General features: G+C 66.6%; 21 protein-coding genes and 1 other RNA gene. 15 read left to right on the top strand and 7 right to left on the bottom strand.

Annotated elements, in window-relative coordinates:
• Positions 1–66 precede the first annotated feature (66 nt).
• Entirely contained in the window at positions 67–1,455 is a 1,389-nt protein-coding gene (gene purB, locus FFI87_RS03190; protein ID WP_105834726.1) for an adenylosuccinate lyase, read from the bottom strand.
• Positions 1,456–1,767: 312 nt separating this feature from the next.
• On the opposite strand from purB, the gene FFI87_RS03195 reads away from it, so the two are divergent.
• The 6 genes from FFI87_RS03195 to FFI87_RS03220 all read left to right on the top strand — a co-directional run bounded on the left by FFI87_RS03195 (position 1,768) and on the right by FFI87_RS03220 (position 7,642).
• Entirely contained in the window at positions 1,768–2,721 is a 954-nt protein-coding gene (locus FFI87_RS03195) for a LysR substrate-binding domain-containing protein (RefSeq protein ID WP_012363091.1), read from the top strand.
• A gap of 266 nt (positions 2,722–2,987) precedes the next feature.
• Entirely contained in the window at positions 2,988–4,274 is a 1,287-nt protein-coding gene (locus FFI87_RS03200) for a Glu/Leu/Phe/Val family dehydrogenase (protein WP_012363092.1), read from the top strand.
• A 250-nt stretch (positions 4,275–4,524) separates the two neighbouring features.
• A complete protein-coding gene (locus tag FFI87_RS03205) occupies positions 4,525–5,418 on the top strand; it encodes a glutamate/aspartate ABC transporter substrate-binding protein (protein WP_186381714.1) in 894 nt (297 codons plus the stop codon).
• Between the two features lie 84 nt (positions 5,419–5,502).
• Positions 5,503–6,243, top strand: coding sequence for an amino acid ABC transporter permease (locus FFI87_RS03210; RefSeq protein WP_012363094.1), 741 nt, complete (start codon positions 5,503–5,505; stop codon positions 6,241–6,243).
• On the top strand, positions 6,243–6,920 hold the full coding sequence (gene gltK, locus FFI87_RS03215) for a glutamate/aspartate ABC transporter permease GltK (protein ID WP_011655973.1): 678 nt from the start codon (positions 6,243–6,245) through the stop codon (positions 6,918–6,920). The genes FFI87_RS03210 and gltK overlap by 1 nt, the downstream gene beginning before the upstream one ends.
• Positions 6,917–7,642: an amino acid ABC transporter ATP-binding protein gene (locus FFI87_RS03220; protein ID WP_011655974.1), complete on the top strand. Its 726-nt coding sequence runs from the start codon at positions 6,917–6,919 to the stop codon at positions 7,640–7,642. The genes gltK and FFI87_RS03220 overlap by 4 nt, the downstream gene beginning before the upstream one ends.
• 104 nt (positions 7,643–7,746) lie before the next feature.
• On the opposite strand, the gene FFI87_RS03225 is transcribed toward FFI87_RS03220, so the two are convergent.
• On the bottom strand, positions 7,747–13,023 hold the full coding sequence (locus tag FFI87_RS03225; protein ID WP_138848242.1) for an autotransporter outer membrane beta-barrel domain-containing protein: 5,277 nt from the start codon (positions 13,021–13,023) through the stop codon (positions 7,747–7,749).
• Positions 13,024–13,068: 45 nt separating this feature from the next.
• Here FFI87_RS03225 and FFI87_RS03230 point away from each other — a divergent pair, with 45 nt between their 5' ends.
• The gene (locus tag FFI87_RS03230) at positions 13,069–13,401 is read left to right on the top strand and encodes a hypothetical protein (RefSeq protein ID WP_138848241.1); all 333 of its coding nucleotides are present in this window, start codon (positions 13,069–13,071) and stop codon (positions 13,399–13,401) included.
• Between the two features lie 278 nt (positions 13,402–13,679).
• Here the strand turns inward: FFI87_RS03230 and FFI87_RS03235 are convergent, their stop codons facing one another.
• Positions 13,680–14,597 carry a class II glutamine amidotransferase gene (locus FFI87_RS03235; protein WP_041489761.1) on the bottom strand — a complete coding sequence of 306 codons (918 nt, stop codon included), beginning with the start codon at positions 14,595–14,597 and terminating at the stop codon, positions 13,680–13,682.
• Positions 14,598–14,799: 202 nt separating this feature from the next.
• On the opposite strand from FFI87_RS03235, the gene pyrC reads away from it, so the two are divergent.
• Positions 14,800–15,864 (top strand): dihydroorotase, encoded by a 1,065-nt coding sequence (gene pyrC, locus FFI87_RS03240; RefSeq protein ID WP_041489762.1) that lies wholly within the window; start codon positions 14,800–14,802, stop codon positions 15,862–15,864.
• 41 nt (positions 15,865–15,905) lie between these two features.
• An RNA gene (gene rnpB / locus FFI87_RS03245) (RNase P RNA component class A) lies at positions 15,906–16,317 on the top strand.
• A gap of 69 nt (positions 16,318–16,386) precedes the next feature.
• On the opposite strand, the gene FFI87_RS03250 is transcribed toward rnpB, so the two are convergent.
• Positions 16,387–16,851 carry an OsmC family protein gene (locus FFI87_RS03250; RefSeq protein WP_072465471.1) on the bottom strand — a complete coding sequence of 155 codons (465 nt, stop codon included), beginning with the start codon at positions 16,849–16,851 and terminating at the stop codon, positions 16,387–16,389.
• 435 nt (positions 16,852–17,286) lie between these two features.
• The gene (locus tag FFI87_RS03255) at positions 17,287–17,592 is read right to left on the bottom strand and encodes a hypothetical protein (protein WP_138848240.1); all 306 of its coding nucleotides are present in this window, start codon (positions 17,590–17,592) and stop codon (positions 17,287–17,289) included.
• 312 nt (positions 17,593–17,904) lie between these two features.
• Between FFI87_RS03255 and rplM the strand changes: the two genes are divergently transcribed.
• From rplM to erpA, 3 genes are all read left to right on the top strand, one after another.
• A complete protein-coding gene (gene rplM / locus FFI87_RS03260) occupies positions 17,905–18,333 on the top strand; it encodes a 50S ribosomal protein L13 (RefSeq protein ID WP_009687896.1) in 429 nt (142 codons plus the stop codon).
• Between the two features lie 11 nt (positions 18,334–18,344).
• Positions 18,345–18,737: a 30S ribosomal protein S9 gene (gene rpsI, locus FFI87_RS03265; RefSeq protein ID WP_006751887.1), complete on the top strand. Its 393-nt coding sequence runs from the start codon at positions 18,345–18,347 to the stop codon at positions 18,735–18,737.
• A gap of 204 nt (positions 18,738–18,941) precedes the next feature.
• On the top strand, positions 18,942–19,313 hold the full coding sequence (erpA, locus tag FFI87_RS03270; RefSeq protein WP_006751888.1) for an iron-sulfur cluster insertion protein ErpA: 372 nt from the start codon (positions 18,942–18,944) through the stop codon (positions 19,311–19,313).
• A gap of 109 nt (positions 19,314–19,422) precedes the next feature.
• On the opposite strand, the gene FFI87_RS03275 is transcribed toward erpA, so the two are convergent.
• On the bottom strand, positions 19,423–20,571 hold the full coding sequence (locus tag FFI87_RS03275) for an anhydro-N-acetylmuramic acid kinase (RefSeq protein ID WP_138848239.1): 1,149 nt from the start codon (positions 20,569–20,571) through the stop codon (positions 19,423–19,425).
• A gap of 142 nt (positions 20,572–20,713) precedes the next feature.
• On the opposite strand from FFI87_RS03275, the gene tyrS reads away from it, so the two are divergent.
• The 3 genes from tyrS to FFI87_RS03290 are packed head-to-tail and all read left to right on the top strand — an operon-like array spanning position 20,714 to position 23,096.
• A complete protein-coding gene (gene tyrS, locus FFI87_RS03280) occupies positions 20,714–21,955 on the top strand; it encodes a tyrosine--tRNA ligase (protein ID WP_006759920.1) in 1,242 nt (413 codons plus the stop codon).
• Positions 21,952–22,410, top strand: coding sequence for a D-aminoacyl-tRNA deacylase (gene dtd / locus FFI87_RS03285; protein WP_138848238.1), 459 nt, complete (start codon positions 21,952–21,954; stop codon positions 22,408–22,410). Before tyrS ends, dtd begins: the two co-directional genes overlap by 4 nt.
• 23 nt (positions 22,411–22,433) lie before the next feature.
• A complete protein-coding gene (locus FFI87_RS03290) occupies positions 22,434–23,096 on the top strand; it encodes a histidine phosphatase family protein (protein ID WP_138848237.1) in 663 nt (220 codons plus the stop codon).
• Between the two features lie 108 nt (positions 23,097–23,204).
• Here the strand turns inward: FFI87_RS03290 and FFI87_RS03295 are convergent, their stop codons facing one another.
• Positions 23,205–24,149: an oxygenase MpaB family protein gene (locus FFI87_RS03295; RefSeq protein ID WP_138848236.1), complete on the bottom strand. Its 945-nt coding sequence runs from the start codon at positions 24,147–24,149 to the stop codon at positions 23,205–23,207.
• Positions 24,150–24,163 lie beyond the last annotated feature (14 nt).

The following is a 24,163-nucleotide window of genomic DNA, read 5'->3' on the forward strand; positions in this document are numbered from 1 at the left end:
CCAACGAAAAAGCCCGATGCGAACTTGCTCGCATCGGGCTTTTTTTCCGTCCGGCGACGGCGGCGCTTACGCGATCCGCTTCGCCAGTTCGACGGCCTTGCCGATGTACGACGCAGGCGTCATCGCGAGCAGGCGATCCTTCGCGTCCTGCGGGATCGCCAGCGTGCCGACGAATTCCTGCAGCGCTTCGCGCGTGATGCCCTTGCCGCGCGTCAGTTCCTTCAGCTGCTCGTACGGGTTCTCGATGCCATAGCGGCGCATGACCGTCTGCACCGGCTCTGCGAGCACTTCCCAGCAGTTGTCGAGATCTTCGTTCAGGCGCTGCGGGTTCACTTCGAGCTTGTCGAGGCCGCGGATCAGCGAGTCGTACGCGAGCAGCGAGTAGCCGAGCGCGACGCCCATGTTGCGCAGCACCGTCGAGTCGGTCAGGTCACGCTGCCAGCGCGACACCGGCAGCTTGTCGGCGAGGTGGCGCAGCGTCGCGTTCGCGAGGCCGAGGTTGCCTTCCGAGTTCTCGAAATCGATCGGGTTGACCTTGTGCGGCATCGTCGACGAGCCGATCTCGCCGGCCTTCGTCTTCTGCTTGAAGTAGCCGACCGAGATGTAGCCCCACACGTCGCGGTCGAGGTCGAGCAGGATCGTGTTCGCGCGAGCGACCGCGTCGAACAGCTCGGCCATGTAGTCGTGCGGCTCGATCTGGATCGTGTACGGGTTGAACGTCAGCTTCAGGCGGTTTTCGATCACGTCGCGCGAGAACGCTTCCCAGTCGAATTCCGGATACGCCGAGAGATGCGCGTTGAAGTTGCCGACCGCGCCGTTCATCTTGCCGAGGATCTCGACCTTCTCGATGCGCGCGATCGCGCGCGCGAGCCGCGCGGCGACGTTCGCGAGTTCCTTGCCGAGCGTCGTCGGGCTGGCCGGCTGGCCGTGCGTGCGCGACAGCATCGGCTGCTCGGCGTGGGCGTGCGACAGCGCGACGAGGCGCTGATGGACCGTGCGCAGCGCCGGCAGGATCACGTGCTCGCGCGCGCCGGCGAGCATCATCCCGTGCGACGTGTTGTTGATGTCTTCGGACGTGCACGCGAAGTGGATGAATTCGCTGGCCTTTTCGAGCTCGGCCTGGCCCTTGACCGATTCCTTCAGCCAGTATTCGACGGCCTTCACGTCGTGGTTCGTCACGCGCTCGATTTCCTTGATGCGCGCGGCGTCGTGCGCGGTGAAGCGCTCGGCGAGCTGCAGCAGGAATTGTTCGGATGCGTCGGAGAAGCGCGGCACTTCCGCGAAGCCGGCGCGCGACAGCGCGATCAGCCAGTGCACCTCGACGGTGACGCGGTGGCGCATGAAGGCGGCTTCGGAGAGCCAGTCGCGCAGCGCTTCGGTCTTGCTGGCGTAGCGGCCGTCGATGGGCGAGAGCGCGGTGAGGGCGAAAAGCGTATCGGGACGAGTGTCGGACATGATCGGGCGGGGCCTTGGAGCCGGGGCGAACGAGGGGGAGGAGAATTCGGCATTTTACCATTGGCGCGGGTCGATTCCGGCCGAACCGGTCCGGCCGCTCCCCGCCACGGGCAATCGGTGCCACCCGGCGGCCGGCCATTGCGCATCCGGCCTGGCGGCGGGCGCCCGGCCGGCTCGCCGGGCCCGCCTGTCACACCATCGCCCCCCAACGACCCCACCGTCGACCACCCCGCCGGCCACCCCGCCGGCCCACACCCGCCCGCCGGTAGAATGCAGGCTTCTTCCCGACCGCCGCCCGCCGCGCCCGCCTGCATGGAACTGAAATGGCTCGAAGACTTCGTCTCGCTCGCGGAAACGCGCAGCTTTAGCCGCTCCGCCGAACTGCGGCACGTGTCGCAGCCCGCGTTCTCGCGGCGCATCCAGGCACTGGAAGCATGGCTCGCGACCGAGCTGATCGATCGTTCGGTCTATCCGACGCGGCTCACGCAGGCCGGCCAGATCTTCTACGAGCAGGCCCTGACGATGCTGTCGCAGGCGCACGAGGCGCGCACGCTGCTGCGCGGCCACGTCGGCGCGCCGGTGCCGACGATCGAGTTCGCGGTGCCGCACACGCTGTCACTCACGTATTTCCCGCGCTGGCTGCAGCGGATCGAGGCGAAGATGGGGCCGGTCCACACGCGGCTGCGCGCGCTGAACGTGCACGATGCCGTGTTGTCGCTCGTCGAGGGCGGCTGCGATCTCGTGATGGGCTACCACCACCCGAGCCACCCGGTCGCGCTCGACCCGGCGCGCTACGACATGCTGGTCCTCGGCAGCGAGCCGATCAGCGCGTTCTCGGCGCCGGGTCGGGCCGGCCGGCCGCGCTACACGCTGCCGGGCACGGCCGATGCGCGCGTGCCGTACCTGTCGTATACGCCGAACGCGTATCTCGGCCGGATGACCGAAGTCATCGTTGCGAACGCACCGACGCGGCTGTTCCTCGATCGCGTCTACGAAACCGACATGGCCGAAGGGCTGAAGGCGATGGCGCTCGCCGGCCACGGCGTCGCGTTCCTGCCGCACAGCGCGGTCGAGGACGCGGTGGCCGGCGGCCGGCTGATCCGGCTCGACCGTTCCGCGCGCGGCGGCACGCACCCGTACACGCTGACGATGGAGATTCGCCTGTACTGCGACAAGCTCGCGCTGCAGGGCGACGATCCGCGCCAGAAACTGGTGCGCGCGTTGTGGGAAGTCGTGCGCGACGAATTGCGCGACACGGCCGAATGATGGAATCGAGCACGGCCGCGCGCGGCTGACGACGAGCTTGCCGCGCCTGTCGGACGGCTGCCCGGCGGGCGTCCGGCGTAATGCACCCACGATTTTTCGCACAACGCGATGCACGGCCGATCGCGGGCGTTCTTGCGCAAATCGACCATGGATTTGCGAAAAATCCCGATCATGCAAGAAACGCATAATCGAATAAGCAAACGGCATTGGATAAAAAAAATGGGTTTTTCGACAATGTGCGCAATCCGTTGAACGTTGGAGCATCCATGTCTTCGCAACTGCAGTCCATCCCGTCCTACCTGCACGCCGACGATCTCGGCCCGTGGGGCAACTACCTTCAGCAGGTCGATCGCGTCGCACCGTACCTCGGTTCGCTGTCGCGCTGGCTCGAAACGCTGAAGCGTCCGAAGCGCATCCTGATCGTCGACTGCCCCATCGAGCTCGACAACGGCACCGTCGCGCACTTCGAAGGCTATCGCGTGCAGCACAACGTGTCGCGCGGTCCGGGCAAGGGCGGCGTGCGTTACCACCAGGACGTGACGCTGTCGGAAGTGATGGCGCTGTCCGCATGGATGTCGGTGAAGAACGCGGCCGTGAACGTGCCGTACGGCGGCGCGAAGGGCGGCATCCGCGTCGACCCGCGCAAGCTCTCGCGCGGTGAGCTCGAGCGCGTGACGCGTCGCTACACCAGCGAAATCGGCATCATCATCGGGCCGAACACCGACATTCCGGCGCCGGACGTCAACACCAACGAACAGGTGATGGCGTGGATGATGGATACCTACTCGATGAACCAGGGCCAGACGTCGACCGGCGTCGTGACCGGCAAGCCGATCTCGCTCGGCGGTTCGCTCGGCCGCAAGGAAGCGACGGGCCGCGGCGTGTTCGTCGTCGGCTGCGAAGCGGCGAAGAAGAAGGGCCTGGAAATCGAAGGCGCGCGCATCGCGGTGCAGGGCTTCGGCAACGTCGGCGGCATCGCGGCGAAGCTGTTCCAGGAAGCGGGTGCGAAGGTGATCGCGGTGCAGGATCACACGGGCACGATCTACCGGCCGGCCGGCCTCGATTCGAACAAGCTGCTCGACCACGTGGCACGCACGGGCGGCGTCGCGGGCTTCGAAGGCGCCGAGCCGATGCCGAACGACGAGTTCTGGACGGTCGAAACCGACATCCTGATCCCGGCGGCACTGGAAAACCAGATCACCGAGAAGAACGCATCGAAGATCCGCACGAAGATCATCGTCGAAGGCGCGAACGGCCCGACGACGACGGCGGCCGACGACATCCTGAGCGCGAACGGCGTGCTCGTGATCCCGGACGTGATCGCGAATGCGGGCGGCGTGACCGTGTCGTACTTCGAGTGGGTGCAGGACTTCTCGAGCTTCTTCTGGACGGAAGACGAGATCAACCACCGTCTCGAGCGCGTGATGCGCGAAGCGTTCGCCGGCGTGTGGGCGGTTGCGGAAGAGCACAAGGTGTCGGTGCGTACGGCGGCGTTCATCGTCGCGTGCAAGCGCATCCTGATGGCGCGCGAAATGCGCGGCCTGTACCCCTGATCGGCCATTGCCGATCGGCGATCGGTTGACTACGATCACAGCGTGACGCAATCCACCGATTGCGTGCATGATCCCTCGCGGGCGGTGCCGAATCCGGCACCGCCCGCGCGTGCATTCATGCGTCACAAGCGCGCCCGAAGCCGGGAGGAAGGCTTCGTACAGGGCGATTCGTAGTGCGGTAAACAACCAGTTCTTTCAAAAATATTACTTTGATACACTGGCGCGGGTTTTAGCAAAGGAGATGACCAAAATGAAATACCACAAGGCAGTCCTGATGGTCGCGGCGCTCTGCGCGTTCGCGAGCGGCGCGCATGCACAGGAGACCGGCACGCTGAAGAAGATCAAGGACACGGGCGTGATCGCGCTGGGGCACCGCGAATCGTCGATCCCGTTCTCCTACTATGACCAGAGCCAGCAGGTCGTCGGCTATTCGCGCGAATTCCAGATGAAGGTCGTGGACGCGGTGAAGAAGAAGCTGAGCCTGCCGAACCTGCAGGTCAAGAACATCCCGGTCACGTCGCAGAACCGCATCCCGCTCGTGCAGAACGGCACGGTCGACATCGAGTGCGGCTCGACGACCAACAACACCGAGCGTCAGCAGCAAGCCGCGTTCTCCGACACGATCTTCGTGATCGGCACGCGCCTGATGACGAAGAAGGATTCGGGCGTGAAGGACTTCGCCGACCTGAAGGGCAAGACGGTCGTGACCACCGCCGGCACGACGTCCGAGCGCCTGCTGCGCAAGATGAACAACGACAAGCAGCTCGGCATGAACATCATCAGCGCGAAGGACCACGGCGACTCGTTCAACACGCTCGAGTCGGGCCGCGCGGTCGCGTTCATGATGGACGACGCGCTGCTCGCGGGCGAGCGCGCGAAGGCGAAGCAGCCGGGCGAGTGGGTGATCGTCGGCACGCCGCAATCGGAAGAGGCTTACGGCTGCATGATGCGCAAGGGCGATGCCGACTTCAAGAAGGTGGTCGACGACGCGATCTCGCAAGTCGAGAAGTCGGGCGAAGCCGCGAAGATCTACGCGAAGTGGTTCGAGAGCCCGATTCCGCCGAAGGGGCTGAACCTGAACTTCCCGCTGTCCGATTCGATGAAGAAGCTGTACGCGAACCCGAACGACAAGGCGCTCGACTGACCACACGGACGTTGACGCAGTAATGACGCTACTGAAACGGAAGAGGCCACGCTTCTTCCGTTTCTTTTTGCTGGAGTCTTGCCTATGTCTTACCACTGGAACTGGGGCATCTTCCTGAGCCCCGTCTCGACCGGCGAGCCGACGACTTATTTCGGATGGCTGATGTCGGGCTTCTGGGTGACGATCGAAGTGTCGCTCGTCGCCTGGGTCATCGCGCTGATCGTCGGTTCGCTGTTCGGCGTGCTGCGCACGGTGCCGAACAAATGGCTGTCCGCGATCGGCACCGTCTACGTGTCGATCTTCCGGAACATCCCGCTGATCGTGCAGTTCTTCATCTGGTACCTCGTCGTGCCCGAGCTGCTGCCCGCGTCGGTCGGCACCTGGATCAAGCAACTGCCGCCGACCACGCAGTTCTTCACCGCATCGATCGTCTGTCTCGGCCTGTTCACCGGTGCGCGCGTGTGCGAACAGGTGCGCTCGGGCATCAACGCGCTGCCGAAGGGGCAGCGCGCGGCCGGCCTCGCGATGGGCTTCACGCAATGGCAGACGTACCGCTACGTGCTGCTGCCGGTTGCCTACCGGATCATCGTGCCGCCGCTCACGTCCGAGTTCCTGAACATCTTCAAGAACTCCGCCGTCGCGTCGACGATCGGCCTGCTCGACCTGTCCGCGCAGGCGCGCCAGCTCGTCGACTACACCGCGCAGACCTACGAGTCGTTCATCGCGGTGACGCTCGCGTACGTGGTCATCAACCTCGTCGTGATGTCGTTCATGCGCTGGATCGAAGGCCGTACGCGGCTGCCCGGCTACATCGGAGGCAAGTGATGCATCAGTTCGACTGGAGTAGTATTCCCGGCGCGATGCCGACGCTGTGGTCCGGCGCGATCGTCACGTTCAAGATCACGCTGATCGCGATCGTCGTCGGCATCGTCTGGGGCACGCTGCTGGCGCTGATGCGGCTGTCCGGCGTGAAGCCGCTCGCGTGGTTCGCGAAAGCGTACGTGACGGTGTTCCGCTCGATCCCGCTCGTGATGGTGCTGCTGTGGTTCTTCCTGATCGTGCCGCAGGTGCTGCAGGGCGTGCTCGGGCTGTCGCCGACGATCGACATCCGGCTTGCGTCGGCGATGGTCGCGTTCTCGCTGTTCGAAGCCGCGTATTATTCCGAGATCATCCGTGCCGGCATCCAGGCGGTGCCGCGCGGGCAGATGAACGCCGCGTTCGCGCTCGGCATGAACTACGCGCACGCGATGCGCCTCGTGATCCTGCCGCAGGCGTTCCGCGCGATGGTGCCGCTGCTGCTCACGCAGGCGATCGTCCTGTTCCAGGATACGTCGCTCGTGTACGTGATCAGTCTCGCGGACTTCTTCCGCACGGCCGCCAACGTCGGCGATCGCGACGGCACGACCGTCGAGATGGTCCTGTTCGCGGGTGCATGCTATTTCGTGATTTGCTCGGTGGCGTCTGCCCTCGTCAAAGGTCTCCAGAAAAAGGTCACAAGATGATTTCCATCAAGAACGTTTCGAAGTGGTACGGCCAGTTTCAGGTCCTCACCGATTGCACGACCGAGGTGAACAAGGGCGAAGTGGTCGTCGTGTGCGGTCCGTCGGGCTCGGGCAAGTCGACGCTGATCAAGACCGTCAACGGCCTCGAGCCGTTTCAGCAGGGCGAGATCCTCGTGAACGGTCAGTCGGTCGGCGACCGCAAGACGAACCTGTCGAAGCTGCGCTCGAAGGTCGGGATGGTGTTCCAGCATTTCGAACTGTTCCCGCACCTGTCGATCACCGAGAACCTGACGCTCGCGCAGATCAAGGTGCTCGGCCGCGGCAAGGACGAAGCGAACGACAAGGGCATGAAGCTGCTCGATCGCGTCGGCCTGAAGGCGCATGCGCACAAGTTTCCGGGGCAACTGTCGGGCGGCCAGCAGCAGCGGGTCGCGATCGCGCGTGCGCTGTCGATGGACCCGATCGCGATGCTGTTCGACGAACCGACGTCCGCGCTCGATCCGGAGATGATCAACGAAGTGCTCGACGTGATGGTCGAGCTCGCGCAGGAAGGGATGACGATGATGGTCGTCACGCACGAAATGGGCTTCGCGAAGAAGGTCGCCCATCGCGTGATCTTCATGGACAAGGGCGCGATCGTCGAGGACGACCGCAAGGACGATTTCTTCTCGAATCCGCGGTCGGATCGCGCGAAGGACTTCCTCGCGAAAATCCTGCACTGAGCGTCCGTGCATCGCGCGCCTTGTGTGCGCGAATGCGGAAAACCGCCCGGCCGAACGCCGGGCGGTTTTTTTTCGTCGGCCGCCGGATGGCTTCGCGTCGCGCGTTACCAGCTGTAGCGGTAACCGGCCTGCCCGGTGACGCCGCGCCGGTAATCGCCACCGAGGTTGCGCGCATATTTCACGTTCGCGTACAGCTCGCCCGACTTGCCGAAGCCCGCGGTCACGCCAAGCCCCAGCTCGTACCAGGTGCGGCCGAGGTGCGTCGCGAACGGCGTGCCGCCGACGACCGTCTGGCCCGGCGACAGGAAGTCGTGCAGCACGTCGGCCGTGAAGTACGGCGTCGCGGCGCCGCCGCCCGCGTTCGCGTCGAGGTTCGGCCGGAAGATCCGCACGCCGACGCGCCCGCGCAACGCGTTCGTCGTGGTGCCCGATACGGCCGATACGTTGTCGTTGAACCCGTTCAGTTTCAGGTACTGGTACATCAGCTGCGCCTGCGGCTCGACCGCGATCGGCGTGCCGCCGATCACGAACGGCTTGCCGACTTCCTGTGACAGCGCGATGCCGAAGCCGTTCTGCGATGCGTCGTTGCCGTAGCTATCGCGATAGCGGTTGCCGTAGTGAGTGACCTGGCCGACGCTGTCGAAGTAGGTGCCGTCGGCCAGGTAGCGCGTCCAGTAGCCGCCGACGCTCTGCGCGTGCATCTCGACCGAGCCGGTCGACGTCGACAGGCCCGGCGTATCGGCACGGGCCATATCGTCGAAGCTCGCGTTCGCGACGCCGATGCTCGCCGTCACGCCCGCATGTGTGCTGCCGCCGGCCGCAGCCTGCTCGAGCGTCCAGTCCTTGCCGAACTGCGCGAAGAACGTGCGCTCGTCGGCCGCGAAGCGGCCCGCGTTCGCATCGAGGCTCTGTCCGCCAATGCGGCCCCACACGCCGTCGCGATTGCCCGGCGCCTGCTTCTCGAGGTTGTCGATGTCGCCGACGCGTTCGTGCAGCTTGCCGAGCGTGGAGAAGCCATAGTCGGCGTTCAGCAGCGGCGTCATCGCATAGCCTGTGACGCCCGGGCGGTACGCGAGAGTGCCGCCGTTGCCGTTGCCGTTGCCATTGCCATTGCCATTGGCGTTCCCGTTGCCGGACGGATGAATCGAATCGTCAGGATCGGTCGGGTCGAGTTGCGAGCGCAGGTACCAGCCGTTCGCATCGCTCTGTCCGCCGCGATAGAGCCGGTATTCGTACGCGCCGGCCTGCACCGGCCCCGCGAGATGGAACGCCGACGCGGCGGTCGTGCCGCCGTTGGCCGTGACGACCACTGGAATCCCGTCGCCGGTCGTCTGCGCGCCGGTGCCGGCCGTGTTCGCGATCTTCAGCCCCGTCGTGCCGCTCGCGGTGCCGCCGTTCACGATCAGCCGGTCGGTCGGCGACGCATCCGCGCCGAGGTAGGTGTTCAGCGCGATCGTGCCGCCGTAGCCGACGTAGCTGCCGGTCGTCAGCGTCCGGTAGCTGCCTGCCGCCGTCGGCGCGCCGGACGGTGCGGCGAATGCAACCAGGCCCGCGTTGTTCAGGCTGCTCAGCACGGAGCTGTCGGTCATGCGCCACGTGCTCGTGCCGTCGACGGTCAGCGCGACCGGGTCGATCTTGCCGGTGAGCGTCGTGCCGTTCGCCAGGAGTACGTTGCCGGTGCTCGACGCGTCCGACACGATGTCGCCGGTGAGACTCACGGCCGATGCGTTGAAAGTCGCCGTGCTGCCGTTCGCGAGGTCCAGCAGCGTGCCGTTGCCGGCCGTCACGACGGTGCCGTTGCGCACCGCGATGTCGACCGTACCGCCGCGTGCGGCGAACGCCGGCCCGGCGACGGACGCGACGCTGCCGCCGTCGACGAGCACCGTGCTCGTCGCGCCGGACGCGAGCGTGTCGGTGCTCAGCACGCCGGCGGTCGCGCCCTTGAGCGTCGTGCCGGTCAGCGCGAGCACGCCGCCGTCGACGTTCGCGCCGTTGCCGGCCGCGCTCGCGATCGACGAACCCGTGTCGCCGATGCGGCCGCCGTTCTGCGCGACGAGGCCGTCGGCCGCCGCACCGGCCGTGGAAACCTTCGCGCCCGACAGCCACGCGCTCGCGCCGCTGCCCGCGACGATCGCGTGCGCGCCGGCGCCCGTCGTCGCGACCGTCGTGCCGTTGGCCGCGAGCGTCGAATCCGCGCCCGCCACCACGAGGCCGCGTGCGGTGTCGCCGGCGGTGCGCACGACGGTCGCCGCATCCGTCGCGATGCGCGCGCCGGCGCCCGTCGACGACAGCCCGTCGGCGCCGTTGCCGGTCGTGCCGATCTGCGTGCCCGACAGCGCGATCGTGGTGTTCGTGCCGAGGTTGTCGATGCCCTTGCCGGCGCCGCCCACCGCGATCGACGTCGCGCCAGCCGCGATCCCGCCGTCCGCGACGCTCGAATCGACCCGCACGCCGTCGGCGCTGCCGTTGGCGACGACCGTGCCCGCGCCCGACGGCGCGTCCGACAGCGCGACCGACGCGCCCGCGCCGGTCAGGTGCACGCCCGCGACGCCGTCGTCGGCCTCGATCGTGCCCGCGTTGGCGAGCGTTGCCGACGCGCCCTGCACGAGCGCACCGGTGCCGTTCGACACGCGGATCGCCGACGCGTTGTTCACCGTGCCGAGCGGGCCGATCACGACGCCCGTCGAACCGGCGCCGGTCAGCAACACCGGGCCGCGGTTCTCGAGCGTGCCGAGATTGCGCGCGACGAAACCTGTCACGCCCGCGCTCGACGAGGTGACCGCGGCAGCGTTGGCCAGTGTCGTCGCGACCGGCGCGCCGGCATTCGCGCCGGCGAGGTCGTGCGCCTGGCCGTCGACGACACCCGCCATCGCGCCGGCCGCATTCAGGTTGATCGTCGCGCCGGCGTCGATCGAGCCCTGCGCGCCGCCTTCGACCGCCACCGCGATGCCGTTCGCGCCGTTGACGTTGTAGGTGGCGTTGCCGGTCGACAGCGTCGTGCCGGCGCCGGTCGCGAGCACGCCGCGCGCACGCTGGCCGGTCACGTCCGTCGTCAGCGTGCCGGCGGCCGATGCGCCCGTATAGGCCGCGCCGCCCGCGATCCGGAACAGCGTCGAATCGTCGGTATCGACGCTCAGGTGCTGCGCGGCGACGTTGATTCTCGAGCCCGCGCCATACGCATAGAAGCCGATCTGGTTCGTGCCCGACATGAAGCGGGGCACCGCGTTCGCGCCGACGTCGATGGTCGCGCCCGAGCGCGCATGGACGCCGATCGCGCCGTTGCCCGTCAGGTTGAGCGCACCGTCGACCGTGGCCTGCGCGCGCGATCCTTCGGCCCACACGCCGTAGTTGCGCGTGTCCGATGCCGGATCGAGCCCGCCGGCCACGTTGATCGTGCCGGTCGACGTCGCGGCCGTCGCCGTCGAGGTGCCGACCACCATGATGCCGATCCCGTTCACGCCGTTCAGCGCGATCGTGCCCGTGTTGGTGACGGTCGCGGCCGTGTTGGCCGCGAGCATGCCGACGTTCGCGAGCGGCGTGCCGGGCGCCGCGCCGTTCACGACGATCGAGCCCGCGTTGCGCAGCGTGCCGGACGACGAGCCGAGGCTTGCCATCCCCGCACCGTTCTGCGTCTGTGAGCCGATCACGATCGAGCCGAGGTTGCTGGCGGTGCCCGACGCGCCGAGCAGGATCCCGTACGCGCGCGCGGACAGCGCGACGTCGTTCGCCGCCGCGCCGGGCGCGTACTGGGCCGCGCGGCCGAGCTGGATCGTGCCGCCGGCCTCGTTGGTGAAGGTGCCGCCGGCCGCGAAGCCGCCGATCACCTGGCTGTCGAGCGTCGTCGCGTTGACGCCGACGTTGATCGTGCCGGCGTTCGACGCGTTCGCGCCGCCCGTCACGGCCACCGCGTAGTTCTGCAGGTCGGGGCGGTTGCCGTCGAGCGTCCAGGCGCCGACGTTCATCACGCCGTTGTTCACGAACGTCGTGCCCGGGCCGCTTGCATAGACGCCGTTGCCCTCGGTGTACGCGTGGAACCCGAAGTTGTCGGGCGGCGTGCTGCTGCTCGTATCGACGTTGTCGCCGGACGCGTAGCCGGCCGAGATCACCCCGTTGTTGACGCCGCTCGCGCCGGAGAGCAGGCGCACCAGCGTGAAGTCGCCGGACAGGCGGCCGTCGTTGACGAAGTGCGCGCCGTTTTCCGCGAGGACGGCCGAACTCGATTCGATCGTGTTGGTGCCGCGGAAGTCGATCTGGCCATCCTTGCCGATCTGGAGCGTCGCGTTCGCGCCCGTGCCGTGCATCACCGACAGATGGTCGATCGGCAGCGTGTTCTTGTCGCCGGCCGACACGTTGTTCGCGTACTGGAAGGTTTCCTGCGTGAAGGTGACGGCCTGGCCGAACGCGGTGTCGTACGCCGCTTGCGAGCCGAGCGCGCCGCTGCGCACGGAGCGCGCGAGGAAGTCGTTGTACGCGGCGAGCGACGCGGCGTCGCTCACGGTCCACGTGCTGCCGTCGAACGCGGTGAAGGTGCCCGCATAGGTCGGCACGTCGAGCTGGACCTGGCCGACGGCGCCGCCGCTCGCGAGATAGTCGCCGGTGCCGAGCCAGATCTGGTTGCGCGAATTCCAGCTGACGACGCTTTTTGCCGAGCCGGTGCCGTCCGCGAAGGTCAGGTCGGTCTGCTTCGGCGCGATCGAGATCGCGTTGCCGGCCGCGCCGGGCGCGTTCGCCGGATTGCCGATCGACACGTTCAGCGTGCCGCCGGTGCTGTCGACGGTGCCGAGCCGAAGGTTCACGTACTGGTTGCCGTTCACGTCCTGGTAGACGGGCACGTTGGTCGCGCCCGCCGTCGACGCGGCGAACGCGGACGAGTCGTACGTGGCGATCGAAGTATGGGTGCCCGTGATGGAGTCGGGCGTGCTGACGCTCTGCGTCTTGCCGCCGAGCGACAGCAGCGGCTGGTTCGGGTTGCCCGACACGATCGACGTATTGCCGATCGGCGTGAGCGTATAGCCGGGGTCGCCGGCGGCGCTCGTCCATGCACCCGTCACGCCGACCGTGTCGCCGCCCGACACGGTCATGGCGCCGGCCAGGTTGTCGTTTGCGGTCGGGCTGTAGCTGCCGAGCGCGCAAGCGCCGCCGTTCGTGACCGCGGAGCCGTCGCCGCACGTCGATGCGTACGCGGAGCCGGCCGACAGCGCGGCCAGTGCCGCGCCGAGCGCGGCGACACGCAGCGGCGAGCGGCGGGCCGCCATGCGGCCGGCACGGCGGCTTGCGCCCGATTCGCTGCCCGAACGCTTGCCGCGCGCCCGGGCCGTTTCCGCGACCGCCACCCAGCAGCCGGCGGCTTCGCTCCATATCGATCGAAATGAGTGATTCACGACAAGCCCCTCTCTCTTTTTTGAAGTGGTGTCCACCGCGGTGCGGTGAAAGCGCATTCCACGGCGGGAAAATGGCTCGAATGGGCGTGCGGCGGCGGTTGCCGCATTGCGGATGTCGCGCCAATCGTGATCCGTTACACCGGGGATGGGGCGAGTCTACTGATGGAGTTGGCGGTCGATTATCAAAAAAATAACGAATGTGGTGATAATGCCGATTTCATTCGGTATTTTTCGATTGCGTGGTTAATCGAACTGAAAGCCTTGTGGGGTAAGGGTTTGTTTGATTTTGAGGGGCGCATGTTTATGCCGTGCGTCGGTGGCCTGCCGCACTGTTCGCGGAAAATTGCCGCGATAAAATGCGGATTCCGGATTATGTAATTGTGAGTGCAGATATTTATTTGTTTCGCGTATGTATTATTTTCGCTTGGACGTTAATAAAATCAAGTGAATGTTGCGCGAGGGCGGCTCGATGCGCGGAATTGTGGTTCGGATCAAACGAAAACCGGAGTGCGGATGGAAAAGCGGCGCGATTTTCCGCGAGAGTGCACGGGCCCGGATTCGGGCGCGGATAATCGGTCATGGCAAGCCGGCGTGACCGGCGATCACGCCGTCGCGTCGCGACGGCAACGGAAGCAGGGTGCGCGAGCGCGCGCGGCTCAGAAATCGATCGCGTCGTCGCCGTCGTCCGCGGCGCCGGCCGTCAGCGCTTCGCGAATCACACCGCCGCACGGCGCGGACGCCGATGCGTCGAGCGCCGGGTTGCGCAGCTTCTCGAGCACGCGCTCGGGCACCGGAATCTGCATCCGCGCGGCGACGTCGCCGCACTGGAACATGATCAGCTCGCCCGGTTCGAACGACGTCCAGATTTCGTTGTCGGTCAGCGGCTGCGTGGCGATCACCGCGACGCGATCCTCGGGCGTCGTGTATTTCGCGAAGTCGATCGACAGGTCTTCGTCGACCAGATGCGCGGTCGAGAACGGCCAGCGCCGCACGAGGTAGTGCAGCCGCGTCGAGCAGTGGGCGAAGAGCGCCTGGCCGTTCGACATCAGGAAGTTGAACACGCCGTGATCGGTAATGCCGCGCGTCAGCTCGCCGACGCGCTCGAACAGCTCCGGCAACGGCGGCTGCGCGCCGGGGAACGCTTCGCGCAGCCCCTGCATCAGCACGCAGAACGCCTTCTCGCTGTCGGTCGTGCCGACCGGATGGTAGACGCTGCCGTCGAGATCGGGTTCGTAGTCCTGCAGATCGCCGTTATGCGCGAAGATCCAGTGCCGCCCCCACAGCTCGCGCATGAACGGGTGGCTGTTCTCGAGCAGGATGTGACCCTGCGTGGCCTTGCGGATGTGCGCGATCGTGTTCTTCGACTTGATCGGGTAGCGCTTCACCATTTCGGCGATCGGCGACGTGGCCGACGCCTGCTGGTCGATGAAGAGGCGACAGGCCTTGTCCTCGAAGAACGCGATTCCCCAGCCGTCGGCATGGTGATCGGTGAGGCCGCCCCGGGCCGCGAAACCTGTGAAGGAGAATGTGACGTCCGTCGGCGCGGCGCAGTTCATTCCTAGGAGTTGGCACATTTTACTTGGGGCGGGGGCGGAAGCGGGGTAACCAACCGGGGGAACCCCGGTACAATGTGGTTTCTAGCATATCACCGAGCCTTGAGCGGTAAAAAGCGGATTCCGCCGGCCGAAGGCCTCGTGTTGCGGTTTGCCGTCAGTCGGTCCGCGCACGTGCGTTCCGGCCCCGCAGATGGCCAGCCCGTTCCTCACGACGCCTCCTATGACTGCCTCGAACGCTTCCTCTCCGGCGACGCTCACGCTCGCCCGTCCCGACGACCTGCACCTGCACCTGCGCGACGGCGACATGCTGGCCGCGGTGCTCCCGCATACCGCGCGCCAGTTCGCCCGCGCGATCGTCATGCCGAACCTGAAGCCGCCCGTCACGACCACCGCGCACGCGCAGGCCTATCGCGAGCGGATCCTGGCCGCGCTGCCGGCCGGGATGACGTTCGAGCCGTTGATGACGCTGTACCTGACCGACAACACGGCGCCCGACGAAATCCGCCGCGCGCGCGACAGCGGCTTCGTGCATGGCGTGAAGCTGTATCCCGCCGGCGCGACGACGAACTCGGACCACGGCGTCAGCGATCTCGCGAAGTGCGCGAAGACGCTCGAGGTCATGCAGGAAACCGGCATGCCGCTGCTCGTGCACGGCGAGGTGACCGATCCGTCGGTCGACATGTTCGATCGTGAGAAGGTGTTCATCGATCGCGTGATGACGCCGCTGCGCCGCGATTTCCCGGGCCTGAAGGTCGTGTTCGAACACATCACGACGAAGGACGCGGCCGACTACGTGCGCGACGCCGACGCGGCACCGGGCCTGCTCGGCGCGACGATCACCCCGCAGCACATGCTTTACAGCCGCAACGCGCTGTTCGTCGGCGGGATTCGCCCGCACTACTACTGCCTGCCGGTGCTGAAGCGCGAAACGCATCGCGTCGCGCTCGTCGAGGCCGCGACGTCGGGCAACCCGCGCTTCTTCCTCGGTACCGACAGCGCGCCGCACGCGCGCGGCGCGAAGGAAACCGCGTGCGGCTGCGCGGGCTGCTACACGGCGCTGCACGCGCTCGAGCTGTATGCGGAAGCGTTCGACCAGGCCGGCGCGCTCGACAAGCTGGAAAATTTCGCGAGCCGCTTCGGCGCGGATTTCTACGGGCTGCCGCACAGCACCGAAACCGTCACGCTGCGTCGCGAGACCTGGGAATTGCCGCGCGAGGTGTTCGCGGGCGATACGCCGGTCGTGCCGCTGCGCGCCGGCGAGGCGATCGGCTGGAAGTTCGCATGACCGGCGCGGCCGGCGGCGCGCGGTGCTAAAATGCGCGTCGCAAAGCAGGCCAGGCAGTCGCGGCCTCGCCGCCTTCGGGCTGGCGGGGGCGAGGAAAGTCCGGACTCCACAGGGCAGGGTGATGGCTAACGGCCATCCGTGGCGACACGCGGAACAGGGCAACAGAAAGCAAACCGCCGATGGCCCGGCGCAAGCCGGGATCAGGTAAGGGTGAAACGGTGCGGTAAGAGCGCACCGCGGCGACGGCGACGTTCGCCGGCACGGTAACCTCCACCCGGAGCAATTCCAAGTAGGCAGGCGCGCATTTTCGGATGCAGGACGGGGCCCCCGTCTCGTCTGCGGGTAGGAAGCTTGAGCGCGTCAGCAATGGCGCGCCTAGAGGAATGGCTGCCACGCGCTGCGCGCTTCGGCGTGCAGCGTGCACAGAATCCGGCTTATCGGCCTGCTTTGCCGTTCGAATGCGAAAGGGCCGGCGCTCCACCAGGAGCGCCGGCCCTTTTTTCATGCGTGGCTGCCGTGCGTTCAGTCCGCGACGATGTCGAACGAATGCGTGAGTTCGGCCGTCTTCGCGATCATGATCGACGCGGAGCAGTACTTGTCGTGCGACAGGTTGATCGCGCGCTCGACCGTGGCCGGGTTCAGGTTGCGGCCCGTGACGGTGAAGTGGAAGTGGACCTTCGTGAACACCTTCGGATCTTCGCTCGCGCGCTCGGCCTTCAGCGTGACCGAGCAGCCGGTGACTTCCTGACGGCTCTTCTTCAGGATCAGCACGACGTCGTACGCGGTGCAGCCGCCGGTGCCGACCAGCACCATTTCCATCGGGCGCGGCGCGAGGTTATGGCCGCCGCCTTCCGGCGCGCCGTCCATCGCGACGAGATGCCCGCTTCCGGTCTGTGCGGAAAACGCCATGCCGTCCTGACCCATCCAGCTTACTTTGCATTCCATGCTTGCGCTCCAGCGTTGCCTGATTCGGATTCGATCCGGCATTGTAGCCCGCCGGGCAATGGTCGGCTGATGCGCTGCACGACGCGAAGGGGCGGGCGGGCACGTGCGACAGCCAGCGGGGCCTCGGACGCCGATTTCCCTGAGGTCTTTAGGGGTTTTACTCTAGGTTTGGTAGGCTTGCGAGCCTGCGCTGGTCAACTACACGATTGATTTTAAAGAGAAAAGTCGATTGGCCTTGCGAAAGGATCCGTATCCCACATTGTGGTTTGCAATTTCTTAATGCGAATTTTCTTGTGAAGTCGACGCCCCATTCGTATAATGAGCCTCATTGGTTGTCGCGGTGCGACAATCTCCGCATGTCTCCTCCACCCTCCTCCTGAGGTGGATTAAGCCCGAACCAGCCGTTCGGGCTTTTTTTCGTCCCATGCAATCAGCGGCGCGCAGTTTGCGCGCTCCGGCATCCGTTACTGGTGGTGATTACGCGGGCTGCCGTGCGGCCGGCCGCGACGCCGCGTCGAGTGGCGACTCCGCGGCACGGGCGGCAGGCGCCGGCGCGGGGGCGCCAGAGGCATCGCTGTAACCGCGCGCGCAGAAGTGCTGCACGCGCGCGCGTACCGCGCGCAGGCGGGCGACGCGATCTTCGGCATGGGCGCCGCGGGCCTCCGCGATGCGGGCGTCGAGTGCGTCGAGCTTGGCCTCGCAGCCGGCCGGGGCGGCGATGGCGGGCGCGACGGCGGCCAGCCATCCGGCCGCGAGAATAGGCGTAAGTCGTTGTTTCATCATGCTTGTTGGTCGTTTTTCCGTGGTCGGCCGATCGGGCGCGGCAAGGTCTGGTGCCGCGCGTCGATGGGTGCCTCCCCAGGCGCTCGGTTCGCCGGGTGTGTCGGGGCACGACCGAATTCTGGCTCATTTCGGGCGCGGCCGGTGCGGGACGTGGATTCCCTTTGACCGCGTTGCCGTATTTCCTTTATAATTCAGGGCTTTTCCGCATTCATGCCCACGGAAAAAGAACAGGGAGAGCCTGCACCGCGCCTCGAAGCGCACACAGACAAGCAGGAAGAACACATCGGGCAAAGCATTTTTTTTGGATCGATCATGAAGACGTTTTCCGCAAAAGCCCATGAGGTGACGCGCGAATGGTACGTGATTGACGCGACGGATAAGGTTCTCGGCCGTGTTGCCAGCGAAGTGGCACGCCGTCTGCGCGGCAAGCACAAGCCTGAGTTCACCCCGCACGTCGACACTGGTGATTTCATCATCATCATCAACGCGAGCAAGTTGAAGGTCACGGGCAACAAGACTCTCGACAAGAAGTACTACCGTCACTCGGGCTACCCGGGCGGTATCTATGAAACGACGTTCGGCAAGATGCAGGAACGCTTCCCGGGCCGCGCGCTCGAGAAAGCGGTCAAGGGCATGCTGCCGAAGGGCCCGCTCGGCTACGCAATGATCAAGAAGCTGAAGGTCTACGCTGAAGCCACGCATCCGCATTCGGCGCAACAGCCGAAGGCGCTCGAGATCTAAGGGGAGCCCACATGATCGGTAACTGGAACTACGGTACGGGCCGCCGCAAGAGCGCTGTCGCACGTGTCTTCATCAAGGCTGGCAAGGGCGACATCATCGTCAACGGCAAGCCCATCGCTGACTACTTCTCGCGCGAAACGTCGCTGATGATCGTGCGTCAACCGCTGGAACTCACGAACCACGGCCAGACGTTCGACATCAAGGTGAACGTCACGGGCGGCGGTGAAACGGGTCAGGCAGGCGCAGTGCGCCACGGCATCACCCGTGCACTGATCGACTACGATGCGACGCTGAAGCCGTCGCTGTCGACCGCAGGCTTCGTCACGCGCGATGCACGTGAAGTCGAGCGTAAGAAGGTTGGTCTGCGCAAGGCACGTCGCGCAAAGCAGTTCTCGAAGCGTTAATTCCGCTTCATGGCCTCGCCGCTTTCGGGCGGCGTCCGCCGAAAAAACCGCCAGCTTTCGCGCTGGCGGTTTTTTTATGCCCGCGCGACGGCCACCCGCGGGGCCACGCGATTGAAATCAACAAGAACCTATTGATTTCATGGACATCAGCACGATCTTCTGATCGGCCCTACAATAGCGGCTAAAGCTTTTTGGAGAGTTCGCATGAACGCTGTTACCGAATCCGCAGCAACGACGGCCGAAATGCCGGTACCGTTCGTCTTCACCGACGCCGCGGCCGACAAGGTCAAGCAACTGATCGACGAAGAGGGCAATCCCGACCTGAAGCTGCGCGTGTTCGTGCAGGGTGGCGGCTGCTCGGGCTTCCAGTATGGCTTCACGTTCGACGAGGAAGTCAACGAGGACGACACCGTGATGAACAAGAACGGCGTCCAGCTCCTGATCGACTCGATGAGCTACCAGTACCTGGTCGGCGCCGAGATCGACTACAAGGACGACCTCAACGGCGCCCAGTTCGTGATCAAGAACCCGAACGCCACGACCACCTGCGGGTGCGGCTCGTCGTTCTCGGTCTGAGCATCCGGCAGATCCGCGCCGGTTCGCCGATATGAAAAACGGGGCTTCATGCCCCGTTTTTTTTCATTCCCGTCTGCGATGCAGCGCCCGCCGCGCGGCGGGCATCGCGTCAGCGTGGATAAAGCGCGCCGAGCACACGGTTGCCGGCCGCGCCGGTCACCGTCGCGAGATTGCCGGGCCCGCGCGCGGTGAAGCGGTACGCGAGCCACGCGAATGCGAGCGCTTCGACCTGTTGCGGCGGCACGCCGAGCGCGGCGGTCGTATCGACCGCGGCCGGCACGCCGGCCTCGCGCAGCGCGCGCCTGAGCGTGTCGAGCAGCACCGGGTTGCGTGCGCCGCCGCCGCATACGAAGAGGGCCTTGCAGCCCGGTGCGTGCGTGGCGATCTCGCGTGCGACCGACACGGCAGTGAGCGCCGTGAGGGTCGCCTGCACGTCCTGCGGCGCAACCTGCGCGAACGCGGCGAGCTTCGCGTCGAGCCACGCGGGATTGAACAGGTCGCGGCCGGTGCTTTTCGGCGGCGGCGCGGCAAAATAGGGCTCGTCGAGCAGTGCATCGAGCAGTGGCGCATGCACGGTGCCGCGCGCGGCGAACTTGCCGCCGTCGTCGTACGGCTTGCCGAGATGGCGGGTCGCCCATTCGTCGAGCAGCGCATTCGCGGGGCCGCAATCGAAGCCGCGCACGTCGCCGCCTTCGGCGGGCAGGATCGTGATGTTGCTGATCCCGCCGAGATTGCAGACGACCCGCGTCTCGCCGGGTGCGCCGAACACCGTCGCATGGAACGCCGGCGCGAGCGGCGCGCCGTGGCCGCCGGCGGCCACGTCGCGGCTGCGGAAATCGGCGATCACGTCCACCTGGGTCAACTCGGCGAGCAGCGCCGGGTTGTTGAGCTGCCGCGTATAGCCGCGCTCGGGGCGGTGACGCACCGTCTGGCCGTGCACGCCGATCGCGCGAATCTCGTCGCGCGACAGCCCTGCGGTGCGCTGCAATTCATGGCAGCACACCGCGTAGCGCGTGACGAGTGCGTTCGCCGCGAGCGATTCGCGGTCGATCTCGTTGTCGCCGGGCTGCTGCAGCGCGAACAGCGCGTCGCGCAGCGATTGCGCGAAGCCGACGAACGCTTCCGCGAGCACGACCGGTGCGTGGCCGGTCTCGAAACGCACGGCGACGCCATCGACGCCGTCCATGCTGGTTCCCGACATCAGCCCGAAGTAGATGCCGTCGGCCGGATGGGCAGGTTGCGGATGTCGTTGCGGCACGTTGGGTTCTCCTGGATCGAGCGGCGCGGGCCGGTGCCACGCGCCTTGCGCCCGATTATCCGCGCAACCTGACGCATCGTTAAGCGATGCACGCGCAAGTTATGGGAAAATCCCTGTCTTTGCGACATTCTTCCCGGCACCGATGAGCACCGAACCCAGTTCCAAGCCTGTTTTCCCGATCACCGACGAAGTCCGCCATGCGCTCGCCGTCACGAAGCGCGGCGTCGACGAGCTGCTGATCGAGGAAGAGTTCGCGCAGAAGCTCGCGCGCAGCGCGGCCACCGGCACGCCGCTGCGCATCAAGCTCGGCCTCGACCCGACCGCGCCCGACATCCACATCGGCCATACGGTCGTGCTGAACAAGATGCGTCAGCTGCAGGACCTCGGTCATACCGTGATCTTCCTGATCGGCGATTTCACGTCGCTGATCGGCGATCCGTCGGGCCGCAACGCGACGCGTCCGCCGCTCACGCGCGAACAGATCGAATCGAACGCGAAGACCTACTTCGAGCAGGCCGCGCTCGTGCTCGACCGCGAAAAAACCGAGATCCGCTACAACAGCGAATGGTCGATGCCGCTCGGCGCGGACGGGATGATCAAGCTCGCGTCGCGCTACACGGTCGCGCGGATCCTCGAGCGCGAGGACTTCACGAAGCGCTTCCAGGGCGGCGTGCCGATCTCGATCCACGAATTCCTGTACCCGCTGATGCAGGGCTACGACTCGGTCGCGCTGAACGCCGATCTCGAGCTCGGCGGCACCGACCAGAAGTTCAACCTGCTGGTCGGCCGCGAACTGCAGAAGCAGTACGGCCAGGAACAGCAGTGCATCCTGACGATGCCGCTGCTCGAAGGCCTCGACGGCGTCGAGAAGATGTCGAAGTCGAAGGGCAACTACGTCGGCATCAGCGAGAAGCCGACCGACATGTTCGGCAAGCTGATGAGCATCTCGGACACGCTGATGTGGCGTTACTTCGAACTGCTGTCGTTCCGCAGCCTCGACGAGATCGCCGGCTTCAAGCGCGACGCCGAAGGCGGCCGCAACCCGCGCGACTTCAAGGTGCTGCTCGCGCAGGAAATCGTCGCGCGCTTCCACTCGCAGGCCGACGCCGAGCGTGCGCTGGAGGATTTCAACCACCGCGCGAAGGGCGGCGTGCCGGACGACATCCCGTCGGTCACGCTCGCGGGCGCGCCGCTCGCGATCGGCCAGCTGCTGAAGCAGGCCGGCCTCGTGCCGTCGACGAGCGAAGCGCTGCGCAACATCGAGCAGGGCGGCGTGAAGATCGACGGTGCGACCGTGTCCGACAAGGGCCTGAAGGTCGAGGCCGGCGAGTTCGTCGTGCAGGTCGGCAAGCGCCGCTTCGCGCGCGTCACGCTGAGCGCATGATCGCGCTGATCCAGCGCGTGAAGCGTGCCGACGTGCGCGTCGGCGACCGCACGACGGGCGAGATCGGCGCGGGCCTGCTCGCGCTCGTCTGCGCGGAGCGCGGCGACACCGAGGCCGCGGCCGACAAGCTCCTCGCGAAGCTGCTCGGCTATCGCGTGTTCAGCGACGCGGCCGGCAAGATGAACCTGCCGGTGTCGAACATCGACGGCACGGGTGGCGCAGGCGGCCTGCTGCTCGTGTCGCAGTTCACGCTCGCGGCCGATACCAACAGCGGGCTGCGACCGAGCTTCACGCCGGCCGCGCCGCCCGACGAAGGCGCGCGCCTGTTCGACTATTTCGTCGCGGCCGCGCGCGAGCGCCATCCGATCGTCGAGACGGGCGAGTTCGGCGCCGACATGCAGGTGTCGCTCGTCAACGACGGCCCCGTGACGTTCTGGCTGCAAGTGCGGCCCTGACACTTTCCCGGAGACGCGCCGCGATGGCCGCCACGCAGATTCTGTTCATTCGCCATGGCGAAACGGCCTGGAACCGCATCAAGCGCATCCAGGGCCATATCGACATTCCGCTGGCCGAAACGGGGCTCGCGCAGGCGCGGCGGCTGGCCGTCCGGCTCGCGCGGGAAGCGCGCGAAGGGCAGCGGATCGACGCGATCTATTCGAGCGACCTGATGCGCGCGCAGCAGACCGCGCAACCCTTTGCCGATGCGCTCGGGCTGCCGCTGCAGTTGCGCGAAGGGCTGCGCGAACGCGCGTACGGCGTGTTCCAGGGGCATGACAGCACCGAGATCGAGATGCTGTTTCCGGACGCCTACGCCGCGTGGCAGACCCGCGACCCGGGCTTCGCGCCCGACGGCGGCGAGTCGCAGCGCGAGTTCTATCACCGTGTGCTGCATGCGCTCGAGCCGATCGTCGCGGCGCATCCGGGCGGCCGGATCGCCTGCGTCGCGCACGGCGGCGTGCTCGACTGCGTGTACCGCTTTGCAAATGGTCTCGAGCTGTCGGCTCCGCGCAGCTATCAACTGCTCAACACGAGCATCAACGTCGTCGATTACGTCGATGGCCGCGCGCAGGTCGTGCAATGGGCCGACGTGTCGCATCTGGACGCCGCGAGCGACGACGACGGGTATCGCAAGGTGCTCTGATCGGATCGTATGGCCCGGCCTGGCGTGATGGGCTACGACCGTGCGCGGAGGCAAGCTCGTCAGCTTGCCACCGTATTTCCCAGCAAATCGAAATGATCCGAAGGATCGTCAGGCGGGCGGATTGCCGTCGGGCGGTGGCGCGGCAGCGCGGCGGCGTGCGCGTTTCGACGCGCCGTTGACGAGCGCCCAGCGCAGCACGGGGGCGACCGCCCGCACCCCGGGCCGGACCACCGCACGCCGCAGCGGTGCGAACGTCGATACACCGAGCATGCGTTGCGCCCACGGCGGCAGCAGGTCGATTCCCGCATGCATGATCAGCGACGCGGCCGGCCGCAGCGCGGGCGTCGCGACCGGCACGTTCAGCAGGATGTCCATCACTTCGAAGGTGCGCGGCCCGGCCGCGAGCTCGGGCTGCATGCGCGCGAGATAGGCCGCCACCTCGACCCGCGAACGGGGAACGTCGCGGGCGCCGAGCAGCTCGGCGACCAATGCCGTTTCAGCGTAGTAGCCATCCTGCAACTCGCCCGGCAGAGACGGATTCACATAGCGCAGATGCGCGGCGAGGAAGCTCGATACTTCCGCGACATGCACCCAGGTCAGCAACGCCGGATCGTCGGCCCGGTACGGCCGGCCGTCGGGCGCGGTGCCCGATATGCGCGCGTGGATCGCTTTCACGCGCTCGATCAGCGCGAGCGCGTCCGCGCGGCTTCCGAACGTCGTGCCCGTGATGAACGTGGCGGTGCGCCGCAAGCGGCCGAGGATGTCGGTGCGAAACGACGAGTGATCCCAGACGCCCGCGAGCGCGAGCGGATGAAGCGCCTGCAGTAGCAGCGCCGCGATGCCGCCCGTCATCATCGACGTGAAATCGGCATGCACGCGCCAGCAGATGGCGTCGGGGCCGAACAGCCCCGGATCCCCGGGCGGCGACGACAGATCGAGCGACGGACCGCCGCCGCCTGCCGTCAGGTGCGTGACGCCGGCCACGAGCCGCTTGCGGATCGGCTCGGCCCAGCGCGGGCTGGGTGCGGGGCGAGGGCTGGGCGGCGTGGTCATGGCTGGCTTGCGCG

The sequence above is a fragment of the Burkholderia sp. KBS0801 genome, from assembly GCF_005937855.2.
In the GTDB taxonomy this organism is placed as follows: domain Bacteria; phylum Pseudomonadota; class Gammaproteobacteria; order Burkholderiales; family Burkholderiaceae; genus Burkholderia; species Burkholderia ambifaria.

Bases quoted from the DNA above. Each gene is read 5' to 3' on its own strand.
- rplM (WP_009687896.1), top strand. From the start codon at position 17,905: ATGAAGACGTTTTCCGCAAAAGCCCATGAGGTGACGCGCGAATGGTAC.
- FFI87_RS03295 (WP_138848236.1), bottom strand. From the start codon at position 24,149: ATGACCACGCCGCCCAGCCCTCGCCCCGCACCCAGCCCGCGCTGGGCC.
- FFI87_RS03255 (WP_138848240.1), bottom strand. From the start codon at position 17,592: ATGATGAAACAACGACTTACGCCTATTCTCGCGGCCGGATGGCTGGCC.
- FFI87_RS03290 (WP_138848237.1), top strand. From the start codon at position 22,434: ATGGCCGCCACGCAGATTCTGTTCATTCGCCATGGCGAAACGGCCTGG.
- FFI87_RS03220 (WP_011655974.1), top strand. From the start codon at position 6,917: ATGATTTCCATCAAGAACGTTTCGAAGTGGTACGGCCAGTTTCAGGTC.
- pyrC (WP_041489762.1), top strand. From the start codon at position 14,800: ATGACTGCCTCGAACGCTTCCTCTCCGGCGACGCTCACGCTCGCCCGT.
- purB (WP_105834726.1), bottom strand. From the start codon at position 1,455: ATGTCCGACACTCGTCCCGATACGCTTTTCGCCCTCACCGCGCTCTCG.
- FFI87_RS03205 (WP_186381714.1), top strand. From the start codon at position 4,525: ATGAAATACCACAAGGCAGTCCTGATGGTCGCGGCGCTCTGCGCGTTC.
- FFI87_RS03250 (WP_072465471.1), bottom strand. From the start codon at position 16,851: ATGCCGGATCGAATCCGAATCAGGCAACGCTGGAGCGCAAGCATGGAA.
- rpsI (WP_006751887.1), top strand. From the start codon at position 18,345: ATGATCGGTAACTGGAACTACGGTACGGGCCGCCGCAAGAGCGCTGTC.
- dtd (WP_138848238.1), top strand. From the start codon at position 21,952: ATGATCGCGCTGATCCAGCGCGTGAAGCGTGCCGACGTGCGCGTCGGC.
- FFI87_RS03195 (WP_012363091.1), top strand. From the start codon at position 1,768: ATGGAACTGAAATGGCTCGAAGACTTCGTCTCGCTCGCGGAAACGCGC.
- erpA (WP_006751888.1), top strand. From the start codon at position 18,942: ATGAACGCTGTTACCGAATCCGCAGCAACGACGGCCGAAATGCCGGTA.
- FFI87_RS03235 (WP_041489761.1), bottom strand. From the start codon at position 14,597: ATGTGCCAACTCCTAGGAATGAACTGCGCCGCGCCGACGGACGTCACA.
- tyrS (WP_006759920.1), top strand. From the start codon at position 20,714: ATGAGCACCGAACCCAGTTCCAAGCCTGTTTTCCCGATCACCGACGAA.
- gltK (WP_011655973.1), top strand. From the start codon at position 6,243: ATGCATCAGTTCGACTGGAGTAGTATTCCCGGCGCGATGCCGACGCTG.
- FFI87_RS03200 (WP_012363092.1), top strand. From the start codon at position 2,988: ATGTCTTCGCAACTGCAGTCCATCCCGTCCTACCTGCACGCCGACGAT.
- FFI87_RS03210 (WP_012363094.1), top strand. From the start codon at position 5,503: ATGTCTTACCACTGGAACTGGGGCATCTTCCTGAGCCCCGTCTCGACC.